Source organism: Acinetobacter sp. ANC_7511, from assembly GCF_056779975.1.
Genome location: NZ_JBWYIY010000066.1, coordinates 1 through 264 on the forward strand (window position 1 = coordinate 1; position 264 = coordinate 264).

1 protein-coding gene is annotated in these 264 nt (G+C 41.3%); it reads right to left on the bottom strand.

Translation table 11 applies throughout. The features are described 5' to 3' along the window. Positions 1-264: aromatic-ring-hydroxylating dioxygenase subunit beta (locus AC1M9L_RS14855; protein WP_481592567.1), on the bottom strand; the 264-nt coding region annotated here is incomplete at both ends.

Below are 264 nucleotides of genomic sequence, written 5' to 3' on the forward strand. Positions count from 1 at the left end.
CTTGAAGAATTCGTACACGCGATAAACTACGTACTGTATTCGCTTTGGGAGAAGTTGAAATTGCTTCTCCATTTTCTAAACGTTCAACACGCAGCTGACGCATATGATGATTGTCATATGCATAGTTCAGGTGATTTTCATAATCGGTTAAGGCTGGGTCGATTGGAATAATGTACTGACCTTGCTCTTCCCATAATGCTAACCAAGTTTGGTAATCCGAATGGTCAAGCATATCCGCTTCTGCCCAGATAAATGCGGTTACTT